The following is a 17,292-nucleotide window of genomic DNA, read 5'->3' on the forward strand; positions in this document are numbered from 1 at the left end:
GCGCCTCCGCGACCGCCTCGCGGACGCCGTCCGGGATCAGCTCATCTCCCGGATCGGCCGGATCTCCACCCCGCTGTGGCTCACGGCCACCTCCGGCAGCAGGCCGGCCAGGGCGATCGCCGCGTCGAGGTCGGCCGCCTCCAGCACGTAGAAGCCGCCGAGCACCTCCTTGGTCTCCAGGAACGGGCCGTCGGTGACCGTGGGCCGCTCCGCCGTGCCCTGCCGCAGGGTGGTCGCCGTGGCCGGCGGCATCAGCTCGTGCCCGCCCACCACCGCCGCGCCGGCCGCCGCGGCGAACCGCCGGTGGCCCGCCTCGGTGCGCGCCCGCTCCTCGGGCCCGGTATTCGCCCATTCCTTCTCGTCGCCGTAGATGAGCACCAGGTACTTCGCCATGTCACACGTCCTTCGCGCGGGGCCCGGGCGGGCCCGATCACCACTGCGACGAACGAGCCGGTCCGGAATCGACAACCCGCTCGGCTGTTCCCGAAACCCATGCTGACACCTACCATCGTGCGGTGCGTTCCCCGCTCGCTGTCTCGCTGACCGTGACCTGCGCCCTGGCGCTGTCCGGCTGCGCCGCCGATCCCCCGCCGCCGACGTTCGTCGCTCCCGCTCCGACCGCTTCGCCGTCCGCGCCGACCGTAGCCACCCGCGCGCCGGTCCCGAGCTCCCGACCGAGTGCGAGCACGGCCCCCAGCCCTTCGCAGCGGCCGCGGGCGCTGCCGAGCCCCGGCAACCCCGACGGCGCCGCCGCGGTGCCGGCGGAGGCCAAGGCGGCGGACACCCGCGAGCCGGACCGGGTCATCGGCAAGGGCACGCCCGCGAGCTGCACATCGGCGGCGGTGGTCGCGGCCGTCGCGGCGGGCGGGGTGATCACCTTCGACTGCGGGCCGGCCCCGGTCACGATCGCCATGAAGGCCACCGCCAAGGTCCGCAACGACCACGGCCCCGACGTCGTGCTCGACGGCGGCGGCCGGGTGACGCTCAGCGGCGGCGGCCAGCGCCGCATCCTCTACCAGAACACGTGCGACAAGGCGCAGCGCTTCACCACGTCACACTGCCAGGATCAGCCGACTCCCCGGCTGACCGTGCAGAACCTGACGTTCACCGGCGGGGACGCGAGCGGCGAGACCGCCGAGGGCGGCGGCGGGGGCGCGATCTTCGTGCGCGGCGGCCGGCTGAAGGTGGTCAACTCACGCTTCACCGGCAACCGCTGCGACGGTACGGGCCCGGACCTCGGCGGCGCGGCGATCCGCGTGCTGTCGCAGTCGCAGAACCGGCCGGTGTACGTGGTGCACAGCACCTTCACCGGCGGGCGCTGCTCGAACGGTGGCGCGCTGAGCAGCATCGGCGTCTCGTGGACCGTGCTCAACAGCGTGTTCACCGGCAACAAGGCGATCGGCCGGGGCGCCAACCCGGCCCGCGGCGGCACGCCGGGCGGCGGCTCGGGTGGCGCGATCTACACCGACGGCGACGACTTCGCCGTGACGGTCAAGGGCACCGTGATCCGGGACAACAATGCGAACGAGGGTGGCGGCGCGATCTTCTTCGTCAGCAACGACCGCACCGGCACCCTCACGATCGGCGGCTCGACGCTGCGCGCCAACCGCAGCGCCGGCTTCGAGACGTATCCCGGCATCTTCTTCCTCGGCGCGAAGATCAGCCGCTAACGGGCGTACCAGCGCAGCAGGGCCGCGCCCACCGACATGCCGCCGCCGAAGCCGGCGAGCAGGACGAGCTCGCCGTCGTGCAGGTCGCCGGCGCGCGCGGCCACGTCGAGCGCGATGGCCGCGGACGCGCTGCCGGTGTTGCCATAACGGTCCAGGACCAGATGGGTACGGGCGCCGAGCAGGCCGGCCGCCTCGACCAGTTCGCCGACCATCACGCCGTTGGCCTGGTGCGGCACGAAGTGGTGGACGTCCTCGGCCGTGACACCGGCACGCTTGAGCAGGTCGGCCAGGACCGGAGGCACGCCGGCCAGCACGAAGTCGCGGACGCCGCGGCCGTTCATCCGGAAGAAGTGGTCACCGTCCGCGACCGTCTCGGCGGATGCGGGCAGCCGGCTGCCACCGGCCTTGATGTGGATCAGCTCGTGCGCGTCGCCGCGGCTGACGAGTTCCACGTCCATGAGCCCGTACGGGTGGGGAACCGCGCCGACCACGGCCGCCCCGGCACCGTCGCCGAACAGGATGGCGGAGCGCCGGTCGTCGAAGTCCAGGATCCGCGAGTACACGTCGGCCGCCACGACCAGGACGACCGCGTCCGGCCGGGCGGCGACGAGGCCGTCGGCCAGCGCGAGGCCGAAGACGAAGCCGGCGCAGACCACGTTGATGTCGAACGCCGCCGCCCGGTGCGCGCCGATGGCGTGCTGGACCAGCGAGGAGGTGGGCGGCTGCGGCGAGTCGGGGGTCGACGTCGACACGATCAGATAGTCGGCCCGGTCGGCGGCGATGCCGGCGCGGGCCAGGGCCTCGACCGCGGCCTTGGTGGCCAGGTCGGAGGTCGCCTCGTCGGGGGCCGCGAAGCGGCGGGCCTCGATCAGGGTCTTCCGGGAGATCCACTCGGGCGTGGTGTCGGTCACCCGTTCCACCAGTGCCTCGTTCGTGACCTCGTGCTCGGGCAGGTAGGAACCTGTACCCAGGATGCCGACTCGCGCTACCGGTTGCATGTCCCCGCTTATCGGCGGCGGGCCGCCCCGCTTGAGGATCGGCGGCCGATCGGGATTTCCGCGCGGAGCACCGGGCTGGCGGCGTGCGGGCCGACGATCAATAGCGATAATCGTGACTGTGACGAATTGGGAGTACGCACGGCTCGAGTACCGTGCCGCGGGCACCTTCGGTGCGGACAAGTTCATGGACTGGACCGCCACGTTCTATCACCCGGGCGGGACGCTGCGCTGGGGCACCGACGAACGCTTCGACGACCTGCGACACCTCAACCGCGCGGGCGCGGCGGGCTGGCAGTCGTACGACCGGGCGGCGATCCACGTGATCAACGAGCCGCACCGCCTGCACGGGGTCACCTACTCGATGCGCCGCCCCATCCCGTAGGCCGTTGACATGAAGTGCGGTTGAGGTTTTAGCGTCTCGGCGTGGATCGGTGATCCACCGCGCCAGGACGTTCGTCACCTCATCATCGTTGTCGGAAGGAATTTGATGCACCTGCCACGCCTTCTCCGCCCGCGCGTCGTCGTGAGCGCTCACTGCGATCTCCCCTGCGGCGTCTACGACCCGGCGCAGGCCCGGATCGAGGCCGAGTCGCTCAAGGCCATCGCCGAGAAGTACCAGGCGAGCGACGATCCGGAGTTCCGGACCCGATCGCTGATCATCAAGGAGCAGCGGGCCGAGCTCGTCAAGCACCATCTCTGGGTGCTGTGGACCGACTACTTCAAGGCACCGCACTTCGAGAAGTACCCGCACCTGCACCAACTCTTCAACGAGGCCACCAAGCTGGCCGGCGCCGGCGGCGCGAAGGGCTCCGCGGACCCGGCCGTCGCGGAACAGCTCCTCAGCAAGATCGAGGAGATCTCCAAGATCTTCTGGGAGACCAAGCATTGAGGAGAGCGAGCAAATGATCTAGGTCAGCGGCGCGTGTCCGGTGGCGGTGCGGCGGCGATGCCCGCCGGGATGCCGCGGAGCATGGCCTCGTAGCGCGCCTCGTGGTCGGGCGAGGCGGGCCGGGGGCCGCGGGCGGGCGTCTCGCACGACTGGATCAGCAGGTGGACGACGCGTCGCCGGGCCTCGGGAGCGGTCCTGGTCGGCATGTCGGCGAAGCCGTGGCCGGGGGACCCGCGGTCACTCCGATCGTGGGTGCACCCGGCAATTGGTGTGCAGATAACGGGCGGCGCCGCCCGCGAAGTCATAGATCGCGACCGTCTGGGTGTCCTGCGACGAGTCCGCCGGCGGCATCAGGAAATGCGTCTCGCTGACCGGGAGCAGTTCATATCTGAGGCGATCCGGTTGCTGGAGAAACTCCGCCCGCATCGGGTCGAGGACCAGGGTCAGGTACGGCCGTCCACCCTCGGCCGACACCTCGTACCGCGCGCCTGGGCGCTCGTAGACACCTTCGTATCGGGACAGGTCGAGCCGCAGCGCCGGGTCCGGTGCCGGCAGGTCCGGGATGGTGACCGTGCCGAGCTCGGTCAGGATCTCGTTGAACACCCGGTGATAGAGGCTTTCCCGCGGTCCGCCGTTGGTCAGCATCGCGATCGCGGTGTCGGAGTCCGGCAGGAGCCGCAGCCGGGCGTTCTGGCCGATCGTGCTGCCGTCGGTCGCGTAGACGGTTTCGCCGTGCCAGTCACACACGATCAGGCCGAGTGCCCATTCCGGCCCGAACATGTACGGGTCCGGGATGGGCACCCGCGAACGCGTCATCTCCGCCATGCTTCCGGCCGAGACGATGCGCTTTCCGCTCGGCGCCGTGCCCTCGTGGAGCAGGACGTGCGCCATCGCGAGCACCTCACCGATCGTCGAGGTGATGGTGCCGCCGGGGCCGAAGGCGCGCGGCAGATGGTCCACCGGCGTGACAATGGGTCCCTCCGCGAGGGACCGGATCAGGTGCCCGGTCGCCGCCCGGGTTTCGTCCACCTGCTCGTGCCAGCTGTTCGTGCTGGTCAGGCCCATGGGGTCGAAGAGGCGCCGGCGAATGACGTCGTCCCAGGGCTTGCCGTCGTGCACCTCCAGGATCCGCGCGAGAACGGCATAGCCCAGCGCCGCGCTGTAACCGTGGGTGTGGCCCAGCGGGAAGACCTGGGGCGCGTCGGCGATGTTCTCGACCATGCGCGCATAGACGTCGTCGCCCTCGCCGGGATCGCCGTAGGCCTCCTCGATGCCGTTGGTGTGCTGCAGCAGGTGACGAGGGGTGACCCCGGCGCTCGCCTCGGGGTCGGCCACCGTGAAGCCGGGCAGGTAGGTCCGCACCGGCTCGTCCAGATCGACCTTCCCCTCGTCGACGAGCTGCAGGAAGGCCAGCGCGGTCCACGTCTTGGTCATGGAACCGCACTGGTAGACGGTGTCCGTCGTCGCGGGCTCCCGCGTTTCCACGTTCTTGACGCCGACCGCGAACTCGGTGAGCTCTCCCTCGTGGAGCACGCCGATCGCGGCGCTCGGAATGCCGTACGCCGCCAGGAGCTCGGCGACCCGGGCCCGCATCCGCGGCACGTCGATCGTCATCGCGGGAGACCGACCGCGTTCGCCGCGTCCGCTTCGAAGTATTCCGTCGTGGCGTAGGCGCCGGCGTGTGCCTCGAAGAATTCCCGGACACCGTCGATGGAGTCATGGGCGATGACATTTACCGCCTTGGCCCCGTCCGTGCTCGCGACAGCCAGCTTCCACTTGGCGCCCCGGGGGAGCCTGGCGTGTGCGTTCTTCAGGCCACTCCAGAACTTGCCGCCATCCGAGACGGTCGATACGGCCAGCACCTGCATAGCTACTTCCTCTCTTTCAGAATGAGAAAAAGCTACGTTGCGTTTCATGCACTGTCAACGCGATGAACCCGCAATATACGAGCCAGAGCACCAATCGTTGCAACAGGATTGTCAATGAACGCAACTACCGCGGCCGGGCCGTTGCAATGTACTGTGACTGAACGCACGAGAACGGAGGCGTACCGGTGCCGGGAGGCAGGCTCACCCACGACGACCGCCGGCAGATCGCGGAATGGCTGACCGACGGGCTCGGATATGCCGAGATCGGCCGGCGGCTGGGCCGGCCGACGTCCACGATCAGCCGCGAGGTGGCGCGCTGCGGTGCGCCCGGCGGCTACCTGCCCGACCACGCCCAGCAGGCCGCCGACCACCGGGCCCGCCGGCGCAAGCCGGTGCGGCCCGCCGAACCGGCGAGCGACGGGCAGCCGACCGAGGCGGCCCGCGCCTTCGTGGACCGGTTCGCGACGCTGCTGGCCGCGACCGGCCTGCCCCGGATGACCGCCCGGGTCTTCGTCTGCCTGCTCACCGCGGACGCCGGCGGGCTGACGGCGGCCGACCTGGTGCGCCGGCTGCGGGTCAGCCCGGCGTCGGTGTCCAAGTCCATCGGCCAGCTCGAAGCCATGGAGCTGGTGGCGCGCCGACCGGATCCCGGCAGGCGTCGCGAGCGATACCTCATCGACGACGACGTCTGGCTCCGGGCGTGGCAGGCCGACACCGGCGCGCACGGCGAGATCGCGACCGCCGCCCAGCGGGGCATCGAGATCTTCGGCGCCGAGTCCACCGCCGGCGCCCGGCTCGGCCGGATGGGCCAGTTCTTCGCCCGGCTCAGCGAGCAGATGGGCGGCAGCGCCCTCGCCGAGACCGCCACGCCCGACGCGCTGACCGTGCTCGCCGCCCTGGTGCACGCCGGCCGGCCGCTCACCCTGGGCGCGCTGGCCACCGCGCTCGGCTGGCCCCTCCAGCGTGCCACCGCCGCCCTGGACACGGTCCGACGCCGGCCGGCCATCGCCGATCCCCTCGCCCTGCGGGCCATCGGCACCGAGACGTACGCCCTCAGCGCACGACCGGATCGGCTGAGCCCGGCGCAACGCCAGGGGCTCGACCTCCGCCCGGTGGAGGGGTAGCCGCCAGAGCCGGGGAGGTGCGCGGCCGCCACCGCGCGCCTCCCCGGCGCCGTTCAGTTGGAGCCGTCGGTCAGCTGCTGAAGACCTCGAACTCCGCCGCCACCACGTTGGCCGCGGCGGGTGCCACGGTCGCGCAGTCGGTGGCCGCCCGCGGGTCGTTCTCCTGCTCGCCCGCGTACAGCGGGTTGCCGGTGCACTGGTTGGTCAGCACCCGCAGCTTCACGTGGGTCGCCAGGGTCGGGCGCACCGGGAACGACTTCATCAGCAGGTTCGGCACCTTCGGCCGGAACTGCGCGGTGTCGAAGGCGTTCGCCGGGCTGGTGTAGGCCACCCGGTAGCCGGCGTCGGTCGCGCAGTCCGCACCCGCGGTCGCGTTGCAGGTGAGGATCTCGAACCGGCGCACCGTGCTGTACATCGACGCGGTCGTGCCGCCCGCGCCCGGGAACGCGCTGAGCTGCACCCGGGAGACCAGCTTCGCGGCGGTGGCCGGCAGGTCGACGGTGACCTGGCGGCCCGCCGCCCCGCCGGTGGCGGTCCAGGCCGTGCCCTCGGCGTCGTCGGTGAGCCGGCCCAGGTTGGTGCCGTCACCGGTGATCGTGGCGCCGGAAGCGGCCGAGGCCAGGTTGGCCGGCATGACCACGCCGACCGTCGCGGTGACACCCGGATAGACGGTCTGGGTGAACCGCTTGTGGCCGTAGCCCGCGCCGATCGCCAGGAACTTGTACGTGCCCGGCGCCAGCGTGACGGTGGCCGGCAGGTCGGTGGCCGGGTCGGTGTCGGCCACCGGGACCGTGCCGTAGTCGTAGTCGCCGACGTAGAGCCGGACCGGCTTGCCCGACGCCTCGCCCAGCGCCTTGAAGGTGACCTCGACGTTCTCCACGTACGGCGACGCGAAGCTCGGCACCGGGTCGGTGTCCGAGGGGCCGCTGGCCGCGCCGGCGCCCAGGCCGCGGGCGGCGAACGCGTTCCACAGCAGGTCGGCGTTGGCACCGTCGAAGCGCAGCGCGTCGGCGGTGATCATGTTGTCGCGCATGTCCAGCATGCTGATCGAGCCGGTCGCCGCGAGCAGGAACGAGTCGAACACCAGCTGCGCCCAGCGCCGGTTGCCCGGGCAGGCGGTCGCCGGCGTGGTGCCGGCCGCGCAGCTCTCCTGCAGGGCCCGGGTGCCCGAGCCGTAGCGGGCGAGGAAGGCGCGCCGGACGTCGAAGTTCGTGGCGCTCCAGATCTCACCGTCGGGGTGCACCGCCGCGCCCCGGTCGTAGCCGTAGTTCGAGTAGTTGAGCGGGCTGTTGCTCATGTCGTAGTTGCGGATGCCCGTGCCCAGGTCGCCGGTGACGTACGCGCCGGTGACGTACGGCGTGCTGCCGCGCGGGGTGTAGCCGCTCTCGAACAGGTACTCCATCGCCATGAGGTCGGACCAGCTCTCCCCCATCGCGCCGCCCTGGCTGGAGCTGATGCCGCTGTCCGGGCCGGCGATCATCCGGTTGCTGATCGCGTGGGTGTACTCGTGCCCGATCACCGTCATGTCGTAGTCGCCGTCGACGCAGGGCGGGTACGCGCTGCCGGCGAACGGCTGCCACATGTACATGTTCGAGACCGGCTGCATGCCGTCCGGCGGGGTCGCCTGGTTGGCGTTGTTGCGCGTGGTCGCGGTCGCCGCGCCCTGCTGGGCGTTGCCCCGCTCGGCGTCCGCGCCCAGGCCGTACGGCTGGGTGTTGGTCTTCTGCAGGTTCCAGGTCGCCTCGGTGAAGCCCAGCTTGTACGACCAGTCGTGCATGCGGTTGTGCATGGCGAACAGGTTCGCGGTGGCCGCGTCGGCGTCGGCCTGCTCGGGCGAGGTCAGCGAGTTCGGGTCGCACTTGCTGGTGTTCCACTGGTTGGTGAACGGGTAGACGTACTCGCGGTCGGGCCTGCTCGCGGCGGGCACCGCGGGCGACCCGGCGCCCCACAGGCGCACCGAGTCCGCGGAGTTGCCGCTGGTGGTGAAGGTGGGCGTGCCGGTGGCGGGGTCGATGTCCCAGGCCTTGCCGGTGGCCGGGTCCAGGACCTGCCGGGCGCAGCCCGGCGCGGTGGTCGCGCACCAGGTCTGCCGGGTGTCGGTGCCGGCCGCGGCCGGCGTGCCCGGGAAGACCTTCCAGTGCGGGTCGTCCTCGGCGAAGTTGACCAGGTTTTCCCGGATCAGGATCGCGCCGTCGCGGGCGTCCACGTAGGTGGTGTATCCGAGCGGGTGCTCGGCGTCCTTGGACAGCACGACGACCTCGTAGGCCGCGCGCGGGGCGGCGCCGGGCATCGGCACGGCGACCTGGCGGACCCGGGAGTCGGCGAGCTGGTCGCGGGCGATGCCGGCGTCCGCCAGCGCCGCGGCGAGCGCGGCGTCCGGCTTGAGCGTGGCGGGCTCCGGCGCGGCGGCCCGCGGGCTCAGCGACGAGGTGACCCGCAGGACGTCGCCGCCCTTGACCGCCACGGCGACCAGGCCGTCGTGGGCGGCGGGCAGGCCGCCGAAGCGCTGGCGCAGCAGCACGACGGTGCCGTTGCCGACCTTGGTCTGGGCGATCGTCTCCAGATCGTCGACCGCGGCGGCCCGCAGGGCGAACAGCCCCACGCTGTCGGTGAGGTAGCCGCGCGCCACGGCCTCGGGGTCACCCTCGCCCCCGGTGGCCAGCGGGCCCTTGGCCGGGGTGACCGAGGCCGGGGTGCCGAGCTTGTTCCAGCGGGTGACCAGGTTGTCGTCGCGGACCAGTGAGCGCTGGCCGGCGGTGGGTGCGGCGCTGCCGCCGCGGTTGTCGACGAAGTCGTACTCGTCCTCGAGGTGCTCGCCGGTCAGCGGCGTGGCCGTGGCCGGCTGCGGGTCGGCGGGAGCCGCGGTGGCGCCGATGGGCGCGGCGGCGATGATCGTGGTAGCGGCAAGGATTCCGGCGATGGCGGACCGTCTGCGTAAACGCACGCATGCCTCCTGGGATCGGCCTGGAGGATCTCTCCAGCCGATCGAGACACTACGCTCGCATTGACTTTCATAGATGAACGAAATGTTTCAACCATGACGGCGACTCTCGACTGCCGCGCCGCGGGAAGGTTACGTTGTCGGCAGGGGGGTCGCCGATGACCATGCTTGACGGACTCGCCGCCCGGCTGCGCGCCGAGCTGGGCGCCGACCGGATCGTGAACGACCGGCAGCAGCTGCGCACCTACGAGTGCGACGGGCTGGCCCACTTCAAGGTCATCCCGGGCCTGGTGGTGCTCCCGCTGGACGCCGCGGAGTGCGCGGGCGCGGTCCGCGCCTGCGTCGAGGCCGGGGTGCCCTTCGTGGCCCGCGGCTCCGGCACCGGGCTGTCCGGCGGCGCCCTGCCGCACGCCGAGGGCGTGCTGATCGTGACGTCGAAGATGCGCGCGATCGTCGAGGTCGCGCCGGAGGACGAGCGCGCGGTCGTCGAGCCCGGCGTGATCAACCTGCACGTGACGAAGGCTGCCACGCCGCACGGCTACTACTACGCCCCCGACCCGTCGAGCCAGCAGATCTGCTCGATCGGCGGCAACGTGGCGGAGAATTCCGGTGGCGCGCACTGCCTCAAGTACGGCTTCACCACCAACCACGTGACCGGCGTCGAGGTGGTCACGCCCGACGGCGACCTGGTCGAGCTGGGCGGGCGCGCGCCGGACACCCCCGGCTACGACCTGCTCGGCGCGTTCGTCGGATCGGAGGGGACGCTGGGCATCGCGACCCGGGTCACCGTCCGGCTGACCCGGCTGCCGGAGTCCGTGCGTACCCTGCTCGCCGCCTTCCCGACCACCGACCTGGCCGGCGCCGCCACCTCGGCGATCATCGCCGCCGGGGTCGTCCCGGCGGCGGTCGAGATGATGGACGCGCTCGCCATCGAGGCCGCCGAGGCGGCCGTGGCCTGCGGCTATCCGGCCGGCGCCGGTGCGGTGCTGATCGTCGAGCTGGACGGGCCGGCCGCCGAGGTGGACGCGCAGTTCGACCAGGTCACCGCGCTGTGCGAGGCCAACGGCGCGTTCGAGCTGCGGGCCGCGGCCGACCCGGCCGAGCGGGCGCTGTTCTGGAAGGGCCGCAAGTCGGCGTTCGCCGCCGTCGGCCGGATCAGCCCGAACTACATCGTGCAGGACGGCGTGATCCCGCGGACGGCGCTGCCCGAGGTGCTGCACCGCATCGGCGAGGTGGCCCGGGCGCACGGCGTCCGGGTCGCCAACGTCTTCCACGCCGGCGACGGCAACCTGCACCCGCTGGTGCTCTTCGACGACGCCGTGCCGGGCGCGGCCGAGCACGCCGAGGAGGTCTCCGGCATGATCATCGACCTGTGCATCGCCCACGGCGGCTCGATCACCGGCGAGCACGGGGTGGGCATGGACAAGGCGAGGTTCATGCCGCGGATGTTCACCGACGACGACCTCGACACGATGCAGCTGCTGCGCTGCGCGTTCGACCCGGCGGGGCTGGCCAATCCGGGCAAGATCTTCCCGACGCCGCGGCTCTGCGGCGAGGTGCCCCGCCGGCACAAGGCCGGCGAAACGATGCCCGCGGAGTTGTTCTAGTGGAAATGTGGGCCGAGGCGACGGAGGAGGACACCGTCGCCGGCGTAACGGCCCGATTCGTCGCCACCCCGAGGACCACCGACGAGGCCGCGGCCGTGCTGGCGGCGGCCGCGCGCGACGACCTCGCCGTGGTCGTGCGGGGCGCCGGCACGAAGCTGGACTGGGGCATGCCGCCGCGCCGGCTCGACCTGATCGTGGACACGTACCGGCTGACCGGGGTGGTCGAGCACGCGGCCGGCGATCTGATCATGGTGGCCCGGGCCGGCACCCCCCTCGACGGGCTGGAGCTGGGTGATCAGCAGCTCGCGCTGGACAACCCGCTGCCCGGCGCCACCGTCGGCGGCACCGTGGCGGCCGGCGCCAGCGGGCCCCGGCGGATGCTCTACGGCACGGCCCGGGACCTGCTGATCGGCCTGACGGTGGTCCGGCCGGACGGCCGGATCGCCCACGCGGGCGGCAAGGTCATCAAGAACGTCGCGGGGTACGACCTGGGCAAGCTCCTCACCGGCTCGTACGGCACGCTGGGGCTGATCACCGAGTGCGCGTTCCGCCTGCACCCGCGCCCACCGGTCGCCGCGACCGTGCGGCGCACCGCCCCGGCGGCGGAGATCGGCGCGCTGCTGGCCGCCGTCCGGGCCGAGCAGGTCGTGCCGTCGGCGGTGGAGATCGATGCGCCCGCCGAGGGCCCGGTGACGCTCGCCGTGCTGCTGGAGGGCACCGCCGCCGGGGTCCGCGAGCGCGCCGCCCGGCTGGAGAAGGTGCTCCTCGGTCAGGTGACCGAGGACGTGCCGGGCTGGTGGGGCCGCTACCCGTGGGACCGGGTGGGCATGAAGCTGACCGTTCCGCTGTCCCGGGTGCCGGAGCTGCTCGGGCTCGGGGCGGCGGTGCGCGGCTCGGCCGGCACCGGCGTGCTCTACGCCGACGTCCCGGTGGCCGACGCGCCGGCCGTGGTGGAACGGCTGCGGGCCACCGCCGTCCGCGCGGGCGGGCACGCGGTGGTGCTCACCGCGCCGCGGGCGGTGCGGGAGATCGTGGACATGTGGGGACCGGTGGCCGGGCTGGCGCTGATGCGCCGGGTCAAGGACCGGTTCGACCCGGGACACCGGTTCGCGCCGGGCCGCTTCGTGGGAGGCATCTGATGGTCGACGCGACCTGGGGCAGCGATCCGGCACCGCGCGACGTGCTCGGGCCGATCGCCGGCGAGCCGGCCTTCGACGGGCACCGGCCGCCCCGGCGCGACCTCGTGAACGACTGCGTGCACTGCGGCTTCTGCCTGACCACCTGCCCGACGTACGTGCTGTGGGGCGAGGAGATGGACTCGCCGCGCGGGCGGATCCACCTGATGAAGCAGGGGCTGGACGGCGAGCCGATGAGCGACACCATGGTGCGGCACATGGACGCCTGCCTCGGCTGCATGGCCTGCGTGACGGCGTGCCCGTCCGGGGTGCGGTACGACCGGCTGATCGAGGACACCCGCGCGCAGGTCGAGCGCCGGCATCCCCGGCCGGCCGGACAGCGGGCGCTGCGTGCGGCGATCTTCGCGCTGTTCCCGTACCCCCGGCGGTTGCGGTTGCTGCGGGGGCCGCTGCGCGCGTACCAGGCGACCGGGATGCAGCGCCTGGTCGGGCGCAGCGGCCTGCTGCCCCGGCTGGCGCCCACGCTGGCCACCCTGGAATCGCTGGCGCCGCGGCTGACCCGGGTGCCGCGGCCGCCGCGCCGGGTGCCGGCGCGGGGCGCCCGGCGCGCGGTGGTGGGCGTGCTGACCGGCTGCGTGCAGAGCGCGTTCTTCCCGGACGTGAACGCGGCGACGATCCGGGTGCTGGCGGCCGAGGGCTGCGACGTGGTCGTGCCCCCGGCGCAGGGCTGCTGCGGGGCGCTGAGCGTGCACAACGGCCGCGAGGCGGAGGCGCGGGGCTTCGCGCGCCGGCTCATCGACACCTTCGCCCGCGCCAGGGTCGAGCACGTGGTGGTGAACGCGGCGGGCTGCGGCTCCTCGATGAAGGAATACGCGGACCTGCTGCGCGACGACCCGCGATACGCCGGGCGGGCGGCGGCGTTCGCGGCGAAGGTCCGCGACCTGTCCGAGATCCTGGTCGAGCTGGGCCCGGTGGCGCGGCGGCACCCGCTGCCGGTCACGGTGGCCTACCACGACGCCTGCCATCTTGCGCACGCCCAGGGCGTACGGGCGCAGCCCCGCGCGCTGCTGGCCGGCATCCCCGGCCTCGAGGTCCGCGAGATCGCCGATCCGGAGATCTGCTGCGGCTCGGCCGGCGTCTGGAACGTGCTGAACCCCGGCCCGGCCGCCGAGCTGGGTGACCGCAAGGCCGCCGACGTGCTGGCCACCGGGGCGCAGCTGCTGGTCACGGCGAATCCCGGCTGCCTGATGCAGGTGGCCGCCGCGGTGCAGCGGCGCGGCGGCGAGATCGCGCTGGCGCACACGGCCCGGGTCCTGGACGCGTCGATCCGCGGCCTGCCGGTGGCGACGCTGCTTCAGCCGGCGGCCAGCTCGTCCAGGTAGGCGTCGAGCTCGGCGGCGGCCGCCTCGGGGCTCAGGTGGCCGGCCAGCACGTGCACCGTCAGGCATGATCGCGTTCATCGTGGCCTGCGAGATCGGCTTCTGGGTGCTGCTCGGCGCCGGGCTGGCCGCGCGGTACCTGCTGCGGGCCCGGGCCCTGAGCACCGTGCTGCTGATCTGCGTGCCGCTGATCGACGTGGTGCTGCTCGCGGCCACCGCGATCGACCTGCGGCGCGGCGGCGAGGCCGGCTTCACCCACGGTCTGGCCGCCGTCTACATCGGCGTGTCGCTGGCATACGGCCACCAGCTCGCCGCCTGGGCCGACCAGCGGTTCGCCCACCGGTTCGCGGGTGGACCCGCACCGGTACGCCCACCGCGTACCGGGCGGGCCCACGCCGCCCGCGAGCGCCAGCAGTGGCTCCGGCATCTGTTGGCCTATGCCGTCGCCGCCGCCGCGCTCGCCGTCCTCTCCCTCATCGTCGGTGACCTGGACCGGACCCTCGGGCTGTGGGCCGTGCTGGGGCCCTGGGGCATCGGCCTGGTCATCGACTTCATCGTGTCGTTCAGTTACACCCTGAGACCCCGGACCTGAGCCTCAGGGCTGGGTGATGCTGGGCCGCGGCGGGGTGGCCATGTTCGCCCCGATGAAGAAACTCGGGTGCGGCGGCTGGTTGTAGGCGGTGTTCTGCCAGGCCAGCGCCAGCCGGTACTGCCCGTCCTGGAGCAGGGTGGTGATCCGGCGGTCCGTCGCGGTCGGCGTCGCGTAGATCCGCAGCGCGGTGTTGTCGCTGGTCGGCCAGATCACCTCCTCCCGCCAGTCGCCGAACAGGTCACCGGAGATCGACGGGGTCGACTTGGTGCCGTTGTTGGAGTGCACGCTCGCCGCGGTCAGCAGCCGGGTGTCGGCCGCGGTGCCGTACTTGTCGATGTGCGTTCCGTCCAGCAGTTCCCGGACCGGGTCGCCGTCCCACCAGGCCAGGAAGTTCGTCGAGCCGGGCTTGCGGCTGGCGACCACGCCGCCGGACGGGCCGCGCACCCCGGCGACGGCGGCGGACCAGGCCTCGGCGCCCGCGCTGCCGGACCAGATGTCGGCGGCGACGCCCCGCCCGTTGTCGCCGCTGGCCGGGGTCGACCAGAGGATCTGACCGGTACGGGCGTCGGCGAACCACGACGACGGCTTGCTGGCGTCCTCGTCCACCTTGAACACCTCGAGGCCCGACCGCGCCGGGTCCAGGTCGCCGACGTGCAGGGTGTCGCCGTGGCCGAGGCCGGTGTTCCAGAGCCTCGCGCTGTTGTCGTCGATGGCCAGCGAGCCGTAGACGATCTCGTCCCGGCCGTCGGCGTCCACGTCCGCGATCGACAACTGGTGGTTGCCCTGGCCCGCGGTGCCGGCGTTGGTGGAGCTGTTGCTGTCGAAGGTCCAGCGCCGGGTCAGCGCGCCGTTGCGGAAGTCCCAGGCGACGACCACGGTCCGGGTGTAGTAGCCGCGGGCCATGATCAGGCTGGGGCGCTGGCCGTCGAGGTAGGCGGTGCCGGCCAGGAAGCGGTCGACGCGGTTGCCGTACGAGTCGCCCCAGGAGGAGACCGTGCCGCGCGGCGGCTCGTAGTTCACCGTCGACAGGGCGGCGCCGGTGCGGCCGTCGAACATGGTCAGGAACTCCGGCCCGGTCAGGATGTAGCCGCTGGAGTTGCGGTGGTCCGCGCCGGAGTTGCCGATCACCTGCCCGGTGCCCGAGACGGTGGCGTCGGCGGTCTTCATCGCCACCTCGGCGTCGCCGTCACCGTCGTAGTCGTAGACCTGGAACTGGGTGTAGTGCGCGCCCGCCCGGATGTTGCGGCCCAGGTTGATCCGCCACAGCCGGGTGCCGTTGAGCCGGTAGGCGTCGACGTAGACCGGGTCGGTGACCCCGGACTGCGAGTTGTCCTTGGCGTTCAGCGGCTCCCACTTGAGCACGATCTCGAGCTGCCCGTCGCCGTCGAGGTCGCCGACGCTGGCGTCGTTGGCCGCGTACGCGGAGCTGCCCGGATTCTGGATCGGGACATCGAGATAGCCGTTCGCGAAGTTCAGCGCGGCGCCCGAGGCGGCCTGCTCGACGCCACCGACGACGGCCCGCACGGTGTAGGCCGCCCCCGCCGCGGCGCCCGCGTCCAGGTAGTTGGTCGAGGCGGTGACCGGGCTGGCGTTGACCTTGGTGGCGCCGCGGTAGACGTTGAAGCCCACGTCGGCCGGGTCGGCGGCGAGCCAGCGCCAGCTCACCAGGTTGCCGCTGCCGGAGCGCACGCTGATCAGGCCGCGGTCCAGGCGCTCCATCTGGCGCGCCGCGGCGGCGACCGACGACGCCGGCGCGGACGCCGCCGACGCGTCGATGGCGGTCAGCAGCGCGGCACCGAGCGCCACGACACCCAGGCCGGCGATCTTCGTGATCGTGCGCATGCGGATCCCCTCGAAGTGACGCTCATCTATTGGGAGCGCTCCCAGCGTGCCGCCGCGACCCGCCCGCGTCAAGCCCCGGAAATCAACATTTGTAAATATCTTCCTATGCATGGGAGCGCTCCCATGAGATGATGCGGTGATGTCCCTCAGCAAGCCGGCGGTAGCGCTGGCCGCAGCCGCCCTGGTCGCCCTCGGCCTCGCCACCGCATCCTCCCCCGCGTCCGCCGCCGCGGGCTGCCGGGTGGCCTACACGGTCACCAGCCAGTGGCAGGGCGGCTTCGGCGCCGCCGTCGCGGTGACCAATCTCGGCGACCCGGTCACCAGCTGGACCCTGGGGTGGAGCTTCCCGTCCGGGCAGACCGTCACCCAGCTGTGGAACGGCGTGGTCAGCCAGTCCGGCGCCGCCGTCACGGTCCGCGACGCCGGCTACAACGCCGCCATCGCCACCGGAGCGTCGGCGTCGTTCGGCTTCAACGGCGCCTGGACCGGCAGCAACGCGGTCCCGGCCGCCTTCACCCTCAACGGCGTCACCTGCACCGGCGGGGTCACCCCCACGACGCCACCGCCCATGACCACACCACCCACCACCACACCACCGCCCACGGGTGGCGTCGTCAAGGTGATGGCGCTGGGCGACTCGATCACCGGATCGCCGGGCTGCTGGCGGGCGCTGCTGTGGCAGAAGCTGCAACAGGCCGGGCAGGCCGCCGCGGTGGACTTCGTCGGCACCCTGCCGGGACAGGGCTGCGGCTTCGCCTACGACGGCGAGAACGAGGGCCACGGCGGCTTCCTGGCCACCAACGTCGCGGACCAGAACCAGCTGCCGGGCTGGCTGTCGGCCACCGACCCGGACGTCGTCATGATGCACTTCGGCACGAACGACGTCTGGAACAACCGCTCCCCCGCCACGATCCTCGCGGCGTTCACCAAGCTGGTCGGCCAGATGCGCGCCTCGAACCCGGCGATGAGGATCCTGGTGGCGCAGATCCTGCCGATGAACCCGAGCAACTGCGCCGAGTGCGCCCAGCGGGTGACGGCCCTCAACGCGGCGATCCCGGCCTGGGCGGCGACGACCGGCACGGCGGCCTCCCCGGTCACGGTGGTCGACCAGTGGACCGGCTTCGCCACCGCGACCGACACCTCCGACGGCGTGCACCCGAACGACGCCGGCAACCGGAAGATCGCCGACCGCTGGTACCCGGCGCTGACGGCGGCCCTGTCCTGACGGCGGCCCTGTCCTGACCCC

Annotated in this window: 16 protein-coding genes; 9 read left to right on the forward strand and 7 right to left on the reverse strand. The window is 72.6% G+C overall.

The features are described 5' to 3' along the window. Positions 1 to 36: 36 nt before the first annotated feature. A complete protein-coding gene (locus DMB66_RS15075; protein WP_125804750.1) occupies positions 37 to 393 on the reverse strand; it encodes a YciI family protein in 357 nt (118 codons plus the stop codon). Between the two features lie 122 nt (positions 394 to 515). Here DMB66_RS15075 and DMB66_RS15080 point away from each other — a divergent pair, with 122 nt between their 5' ends. Continuing rightward, positions 516 to 1,670, forward strand: a complete 1,155-nt coding sequence (locus DMB66_RS15080) for a hypothetical protein (RefSeq protein WP_233624572.1) — start codon at positions 516 to 518, stop codon at positions 1,668 to 1,670. Here the strand turns inward: DMB66_RS15080 and DMB66_RS15085 are convergent. Further along, complete coding sequence (locus DMB66_RS15085) at positions 1,667 to 2,668, reverse strand: 3-oxoacyl-ACP synthase III family protein (RefSeq protein WP_125804707.1); 1,002 nt, start codon at positions 2,666 to 2,668, stop codon at positions 1,667 to 1,669. The two genes, DMB66_RS15080 and DMB66_RS15085, sit on opposite strands and share 4 nt — an antisense overlap. A 118-nt stretch (positions 2,669 to 2,786) precedes the next feature. Between DMB66_RS15085 and DMB66_RS15090 the strand changes: the two genes are divergently transcribed. Together DMB66_RS15090 and sodN are read left to right on the forward strand one after the other, a co-directional pair. Further along, positions 2,787 to 3,050 carry a hypothetical protein gene (locus DMB66_RS15090; RefSeq protein WP_125804708.1) on the forward strand — a complete coding sequence of 88 codons (264 nt, stop codon included), beginning with the start codon at positions 2,787 to 2,789 and terminating at the stop codon, positions 3,048 to 3,050. A gap of 105 nt (positions 3,051 to 3,155) precedes the next feature. Then, a complete protein-coding gene (gene sodN, locus DMB66_RS15095) occupies positions 3,156 to 3,557 on the forward strand; it encodes a superoxide dismutase, Ni (protein ID WP_125804709.1) in 402 nt (133 codons plus the stop codon). Between the two features lie 23 nt (positions 3,558 to 3,580). Here sodN and DMB66_RS15100 read toward each other — a convergent pair whose 3' ends face one another. From DMB66_RS15100 to DMB66_RS15110, 3 genes are read right to left on the reverse strand one after another with little or no spacing between them, the layout of a single operon-like run. Next, positions 3,581 to 3,763 carry a hypothetical protein gene (locus tag DMB66_RS15100; RefSeq protein ID WP_199752366.1) on the reverse strand — a complete coding sequence of 61 codons (183 nt, stop codon included), beginning with the start codon at positions 3,761 to 3,763 and terminating at the stop codon, positions 3,581 to 3,583. 31 nt (positions 3,764 to 3,794) lie between these two features. Continuing rightward, positions 3,795 to 5,171 carry a serine hydrolase gene (locus tag DMB66_RS15105; protein ID WP_125804710.1) on the reverse strand — a complete coding sequence of 459 codons (1,377 nt, stop codon included), beginning with the start codon at positions 5,169 to 5,171 and terminating at the stop codon, positions 3,795 to 3,797. Beyond that, positions 5,168 to 5,425 carry a hypothetical protein gene (locus tag DMB66_RS15110; protein WP_125804711.1) on the reverse strand — a complete coding sequence of 86 codons (258 nt, stop codon included), beginning with the start codon at positions 5,423 to 5,425 and terminating at the stop codon, positions 5,168 to 5,170. Before DMB66_RS15110 ends, DMB66_RS15105 begins: the two co-directional genes overlap by 4 nt. Before the next feature lie 185 nt (positions 5,426 to 5,610). Here DMB66_RS15110 and DMB66_RS15115 point away from each other — a divergent pair, with 185 nt between their 5' ends. After that, positions 5,611 to 6,549, forward strand: a complete 939-nt coding sequence (locus DMB66_RS15115) for a MarR family transcriptional regulator (RefSeq protein WP_125804712.1) — start codon at positions 5,611 to 5,613, stop codon at positions 6,547 to 6,549. A 70-nt stretch (positions 6,550 to 6,619) separates the two neighbouring features. On the opposite strand, the gene DMB66_RS15120 is transcribed toward DMB66_RS15115, so the two are convergent. Next, on the reverse strand, positions 6,620 to 9,493 hold the full coding sequence (locus DMB66_RS15120) for a M36 family metallopeptidase (RefSeq protein WP_125804713.1): 2,874 nt from the start codon (positions 9,491 to 9,493) through the stop codon (positions 6,620 to 6,622). Positions 9,494 to 9,648: 155 nt separating this feature from the next. Between DMB66_RS15120 and DMB66_RS15125 the strand changes: the two genes are divergently transcribed. The 4 genes from DMB66_RS15125 to DMB66_RS15140 all read left to right on the forward strand — a co-directional run bounded on the left by DMB66_RS15125 (position 9,649) and on the right by DMB66_RS15140 (position 14,204). Beyond that, positions 9,649 to 11,097 (forward strand): FAD-linked oxidase C-terminal domain-containing protein, encoded by a 1,449-nt coding sequence (locus DMB66_RS15125; protein ID WP_125804714.1) that lies wholly within the window; start codon positions 9,649 to 9,651, stop codon positions 11,095 to 11,097. A 5-nt stretch (positions 11,098 to 11,102) separates the two neighbouring features. Then, the gene (locus DMB66_RS15130) at positions 11,103 to 12,236 is read left to right on the forward strand and encodes an FAD-binding oxidoreductase (protein ID WP_125804715.1); all 1,134 of its coding nucleotides are present in this window, start codon (positions 11,103 to 11,105) and stop codon (positions 12,234 to 12,236) included. Then, the gene (locus DMB66_RS15135; RefSeq protein ID WP_125804716.1) at positions 12,236 to 13,615 is read left to right on the forward strand and encodes a (Fe-S)-binding protein; all 1,380 of its coding nucleotides are present in this window, start codon (positions 12,236 to 12,238) and stop codon (positions 13,613 to 13,615) included. Before DMB66_RS15130 ends, DMB66_RS15135 begins: the two co-directional genes overlap by 1 nt. Before the next feature lie 64 nt (positions 13,616 to 13,679). Next, complete coding sequence (locus DMB66_RS15140) at positions 13,680 to 14,204, forward strand: 2TM domain-containing protein (RefSeq protein WP_125804717.1); 525 nt, start codon at positions 13,680 to 13,682, stop codon at positions 14,202 to 14,204. A gap of 3 nt (positions 14,205 to 14,207) precedes the next feature. On the opposite strand, the gene DMB66_RS15145 is transcribed toward DMB66_RS15140, so the two are convergent. Continuing rightward, the gene (locus DMB66_RS15145; RefSeq protein ID WP_125804718.1) at positions 14,208 to 16,046 is read right to left on the reverse strand and encodes a rhamnogalacturonan lyase; all 1,839 of its coding nucleotides are present in this window, start codon (positions 16,044 to 16,046) and stop codon (positions 14,208 to 14,210) included. A 139-nt stretch (positions 16,047 to 16,185) separates the two neighbouring features. Here DMB66_RS15145 and DMB66_RS15150 point away from each other — a divergent pair, with 139 nt between their 5' ends. Next, positions 16,186 to 17,271 (forward strand): cellulose binding domain-containing protein, encoded by a 1,086-nt coding sequence (locus DMB66_RS15150; protein WP_125804719.1) that lies wholly within the window; start codon positions 16,186 to 16,188, stop codon positions 17,269 to 17,271. The last annotated feature ends 21 nt before the right edge of the window (positions 17,272 to 17,292 follow it).

The organism is Actinoplanes sp. ATCC 53533, assembly GCF_003947245.1.